This is a genomic window from Sphingomonas sp. Leaf4 (assembly GCF_920939515.1).
Lineage (GTDB): Bacteria > Pseudomonadota > Alphaproteobacteria > Sphingomonadales > Sphingomonadaceae > Sphingomonas.
On the sequence record NZ_CAKLBB010000034.1, the window covers coordinates 1 to 1,503 of the forward strand.

General features: G+C 67.1%; 1 protein-coding gene. It reads left to right on the forward strand.

The features are described 5' to 3' along the window. Window positions 1-80 precede the first annotated feature (80 nt). Complete coding sequence (locus LRA89_RS20415) at window positions 81-1,424, forward strand: IS1182 family transposase (RefSeq protein ID WP_230772843.1); 1,344 nt, start codon at window positions 81-83, stop codon at window positions 1,422-1,424. Window positions 1,425-1,503 lie beyond the last annotated feature (79 nt).

Below are 1,503 nucleotides of genomic sequence, written 5' to 3' on the forward strand. Positions count from 1 at the left end.
CGAGGCTGTTGAAAAACGGCTGCTTGCGATGGTGACGAGGGCGTGATTCACTCCTGCAAGGCGGTAGGGGGATCACGGACATGATGGGTCGGCAGGTGGCACAGGGCGCGCTGTTCTACGGCTTCCGGCTTGATGAGCATGTGCCGGTTGACCACCTGCTCCGACGCATCGACGGCGTGTTGGACTTCGGCTTCGTGCGCGAGGCACTGGCGTCGAGCTACAGCGCGAGTGGGCGACCCTCGATCGACCCGGAGCTGATGCTCAGGATGCTGCTGGTTGGCTATCTGTTCGGGATCCGCTCGGAACGGCGTTTGTGCGAGGAGGTACACCTCAACCTCGCCTATCGTTGGTTCTGCCGGCTCGATCTGGCCGACCGGGTGCCGGACCATTCCACCTTCTCCAAGAACCGGCACGGCCGCTTCCGCGCCTGCGACCTGCATCGTCTGCTATTCGAGCAGGTAGTCGCGCGGTGTGCCGCGGCCGGGCTGGTAACGGGGCGCGACTTGGCGGTGGACGGCAGCACGATCATGGCCGACGCCAGCCGCGAGAAGAAGCTGAAGGGGGTCGACGCCGCAGACGAGCTTCGTGGCAGGGAAAGCATATCGCGACCCGTCGCCGAATACCTGGCGGCGCTCGATGCCGCGTTGCCGCCGGGCCCCGACGAACCGGCGCCCGTCGATCCGACCAGCATCTCGCCGACCGACCCGCAGGCGGCGCTCACCTGCAAGCACGGACCGGCGCGCTACGCATACGCCATCAACCCCCTGCTTGACCTCGACACCGACTGCATCCTCGACGTGGAGGCCACGCCCGCCCGCTTCGCAGCCGAGGTGGCGGCGACCCGGACGCTGGTGTCACGCGCCGGCACCAGGCTGGGCATCGAACCCGCCAGTCTCTCGGCCGACAAGGCGTATGGTAGCGGTCCGCTGCTCGGCTGGTTGATCGACCGGAACATCACGCCATACATCCCGGTCATCGACCGGACCCGCCAGCGGGACGCCTTCTTCACTCGGAATGCCTTCCGCTACGACCGGAAAGCGGATGCATACCGCTGTCCGGCGGACAAGCTGCTCGGCTATTGCGGCACCAACCGGACCAAGCAGGTGCGCGTATACCGAAGCCGGCCGGCCGATTGCGCCGCCTGCGAGCTGAAGCCGCAATGCACCATCGGTCCGAAGCGGGGTGTCACCCGGCTCGTCAGCGAGGAAGCCCGCGATACCGTGCGCGCCCTTGCCGGCACCGACGCCTATGTGCACGCACGGCGTCGAAGACAGCGGATCGAGCGCGTGTTCGGCCATTTGAAACGCAACCTGGGGCTACGAACGCTCAAGCTGCGGGGCCTGTCAGGAGCCGCCGAGGAGTTCACCATGGCTGCCGCGGCATACAACCTTCAGCTGCTCGCCCGGCAGGCCGCGGCGGCCTGATACGCGGCGTATCCCCGGTGGCCGGCGTCACCAGCCATCCGCCACGCCGATTTCGCCCAGGCCTTTTTCAACGGTCTCG